The sequence below is a fragment of the Halorubrum ezzemoulense DSM 17463 genome (assembly GCF_002114285.1).
GTDB lineage: Archaea > Halobacteriota > Halobacteria > Halobacteriales > Haloferacaceae > Halorubrum > Halorubrum ezzemoulense.
Genome location: NZ_NEDJ01000133.1, coordinates 1 through 3,709, shown reverse-complemented (window position 1 = coordinate 3,709; position 3,709 = coordinate 1). Strand labels below are relative to the sequence as shown.

Here is a 3,709-nt window from a genome sequence, read left to right as displayed (position 1 = left end):
GAGAACACTAAAGTCACTCGTAGTGTTTTAGCACTTATTTCTACTTAAATTTGGCTGATTCCTGCGTAATAAAGTTTTCTTTGTAAGATAGATCTGATGTTTGAATCTGCACCGATATTGTCTACGAATTTTGCGTTAGTTGGAAACCAGCTTGATGCCCAGGTGCTATTGATTCTTTGTTTTAGATAAATGGGATCCACCGAGTGCTACACCCTAGGGTTCGTCGGCAGCGTCGGATGTGTAGAAGAGACAGGGGGAGGGGGGTGCGTCCGACAAGACGGGGAGGATGGGAGGCACCTACGCAGCGAGTTCGTTACACCGGTAGAAGCAGCGATCAGTTGGAGCCGAGAGCGGAAAGACGTGGTTCGAACTCCTCCTGAAATTCGTCCATCGCATCCACCCCCCATTCGACCAAGTGATTTCGCTGGTCTGCGGTGAGATCGGTGATGGTCCGATCAATATCTTCAGGCTGTTAGATCCGGGATGCTTGTTTCTCAGGCAACCGTTCCCACTCTAACTCGACGCCTAAATTGCTCTCAATCTCCGTTCGGTCGCGTTTCAGCGCCTCGAATATCTCCTCGTTGCGTTCCTTATCCGACGTGGAGATGTAGAGCTCAACAGAGAACTCGGGCCCCTGGTGGAACACCCAGCCGAATCGGACGCCCCCGATACCGGCACTGAACGTTAGACAGTTCCGAGGTCCGGGCTTGAGTTTGTACCAAGTCGGCCGTCGCTGCGAGTACGCCTCGACCATCTCGGCGAAGAACTGCCGGTAGCTACGCCCGAGGTCGGACAGCGACTCGGTGCTCACCTCGCGTTCCCATTCGTTGGGCTCGACAACGACTTCGAACTCGAACCCACGCTCCTCGGATCCCTCGATACTCACGACGCGGGGTTTGATCGCGAAGAACTTCGCGCCTTTCGGCCCGGTTTCGTTCAACCATTCGAGGACGCTTCGGTGTTCCGGCCGGAACTCCTCGGCGAGCCACATCGTGAACCCGGCGTTCTTTCCCGACGAGTACGTCAGAAGTTTCCCCAAGTGGTCGTGGTCCGTCCGGTTGTATTGATTCTCGATGACGACGGTCTCGCCCGTGTTCATCTCTCGTGCGACGATGTCGGCCGAAAAGTCGCCGACGGCTTCCTCAGCTCGTGCGTCCTCGATCTCTATCCCCAACTCGGACGCGAGCAGGTCGATGTTCTCTGTCAACCATTGCGTGAAGTCCCGCTCTTCGTCCTCCCACACCGAGCGGAGGTCGTGCCCGTGGATTCGCGAGACATTTTGGCCCATGGACATGCGTCTTCGGGAGTTTTGATAAAACGTTGTGGGCCGACTATTCTCGAAGCGACATTCGCTGCGGTCCGTTGCCGGACGCACCCCCCTCCCAGGGTTGCGCGGTCCTGAGACGATGAATACGAGTGTCGTATCGGGTACAGAGCGGTTCTAGGATCGTGGCTCGTTATGAGGACACTAGAACTACAGTCGAGTATCTCAGTAGTTTGCTGGACGCACCCCCCTCTGTCCCCCTTTGCCACCCAAAGCACAGTAGAGCCGAGAGAGAACCGACCACAGCTTTCAGGACGTACACCCGTATCTTAGACAGAAAGACATGTAGGACACGGGGGTTTTATGTATGACACCTGAAAACGGGAGCGTATGAAGGCGTTCGGCGACGAGGACACGATCTTCGAGGACATGGACGTCCTCAACCCCAACGAGCAGACGTATCAGCCCGAGTCGCTGCCGGAGCGCGAGGTGGAACTCGACCAGATCCACTCCGCCCTCCGTCCGGCGACGATGGGCTCGACGCCGCTCAACCTGATCGTGTACGGGCAGTCCGGGCAGGGGAAGACCGTCGGAATCCGCCTCAAGACCGACCAACTTCAGGAGTACGCCGATGATTCTGAGATGGGCCTCACTGTGGTCTACATTCGTTGTAAGGGCATGGACGGCTCCTACCACGTCCTGACACATCTCGTCAAGCGACTCCGTGAGAAGCGATTTGGGCCCGGTGAGGAGCTCCCGAGCGGTCACCAGCGGAAGACTCTCCTCAATATGGTGATCGAGAATCTGGAGAAGGTCGGCGGGACGGTCATCGTTGTCCTCGACGAGATCGATGCCATCGGTGACGACGACTACATCCTCTACGAACTCCCGCGGTCGAATCCGGATGGCGTCCGTCTCTCCCTCATTGGAATTACGAACGACCTCCAGTTCCGCGAGAACCTCGACGCTGACGTCCGGTCGAGCCTCGGTGAAGACGAGGTCCGCTTCGAGCCCTACGACGCTGATCAGCTCCGCAATATCCTCGCACGACGTGCCGCCGGTGCCCTCCGTGACACGTATTTCGAGAACAGTATCGAGGACTACCAGCATCTCCGAAGCGAGATTCTGAGCGACGACACGATCCCGCTTGCCGCGGCGTTAGGCGCACAGGACACGGGAGACGCTCGCGAGGCGATCCGCCTACTGTTCCGTGCGACTCGGTTTGCCGACGATAGGGGCGAGACGACCGTCACAGAAGAGCACGTGCGCGAGGCACGGGACTTCTTGGAGACGAAAGCCATTGAGTCGGGGATTCAGACACTCCCGAACCAGCGAATGCTCGCGCTCATGGCAGTCACGTATCACGGAATCCAAGGCGACACACCCGTGACGACGACACCGATCTACACTCAGTACAAGACCTTCTGTGAGTACGCGGACGTGAACGCGCTCTCAAACCGCCGGTTCCGTGACCGGCTCAATGATCTCGCCGATACGAACGTGCTCAACAAGCGACAGGGACGAGGTCGTGGCGACGAAAATCAGTATTCGCTGGCAGTCGATCTTGATACGGCACTCGAGAATCTCCCGAAGGAATCGGAGCGCCTCGGAGATGTCGCAACTGTTCTCCGAGAACAGGATGGTGTTACAGCCGATTAATTCCCGAATATTATCCAGCTAGGGTAACCGATAGCCCACTTAGAGAGAACGGAGAACCAATATCAGTCGATCACATCGGGTTTGAGTGAAAGTGTCTGCTTGGGAAGAGTGTGGAACCTACCGAAGCAGACAACGAGATAGAGGAAGAGCATCTTCTTAATTTTGTCGTCAACAGCCTCGATGAAGAGCTTGAGATAGACATCGACGAGAACGTCAAGGTCACGACAGAGACGTTGTACGAGGTCCTCGCCGGCGCCAGCGCCGGCGGGGCCTCGATCAATCACGTCTGCGAAACGACCGAAGGCTCGCCACACGCCAACACCGTCCGAGGACATCTCACCGAGCAGTTTGAACTTGACTCCGTTGAGGCGGTTGGCGACACGCTACTTCAACGAGATGCGCTTGAGACGCTTCCAGATCGACCGGTGGAGGCCTGTGCAGACCTCCACCTCGACCCCTACTACGGCGATGAAGACGAAACAGAAGCGCTGTACTCCTCACAAGCGAAACGGGGAACGACGACGTTTCACGCGTACGCGACGCTGTACGCGCGGGTACGCAACAAACGGTACACGCTGGCGGTGCGCCAGCTTGTCGCTGGCGACACCACCAGCGACGTCCTTGGTGAGTTTCTCGAGCTCCTCGACGGCCTTGACCTCTAATGAGTATGAAAACTTTTGTTAGTTAAGCTTGATAGAAGAGTAATGGAGCGCTCACGTCGAAAAGAGATTGAGCATCACTTGACTGAGGAAGAAATCGATGAACTGCTACGTGAGGCCGAAGACG

2 protein-coding genes and 1 pseudogene are annotated in these 3,709 nt (G+C 56.6%); 2 read left to right on the top strand and 1 reads right to left on the bottom strand.

Annotated elements, in window-relative coordinates; genetic code table 11:
• Positions 1–472: 472 nt before the first annotated feature.
• Positions 473–1,243, bottom strand: coding sequence for a DUF4268 domain-containing protein (locus B9H04_RS17605; protein ID WP_248648732.1), 771 nt, complete (start codon positions 1,241–1,243; stop codon positions 473–475).
• Positions 1,244–1,654: 411 nt separating this feature from the next.
• Between B9H04_RS17605 and B9H04_RS17600 the strand changes: the two genes are divergently transcribed.
• Positions 1,655–2,923, top strand: a complete 1,269-nt coding sequence (locus tag B9H04_RS17600) for a Cdc6/Cdc18 family protein (RefSeq protein WP_049933575.1) — start codon at positions 1,655–1,657, stop codon at positions 2,921–2,923.
• 110 nt (positions 2,924–3,033) lie between these two features.
• A pseudogene (locus tag B9H04_RS17595) lies at positions 3,034–3,582 on the top strand (ISH3 family transposase); the annotation flags it as partial.
• Positions 3,583–3,709 lie beyond the last annotated feature (127 nt).

Excerpts from the sequence above, each read along its gene's own strand:
- B9H04_RS17600 (WP_049933575.1), top strand. The coding sequence starts at position 1,655 with ATGAAGGCGTTCGGCGACGAGGACACGATCTTCGAGGACATGGACGTC.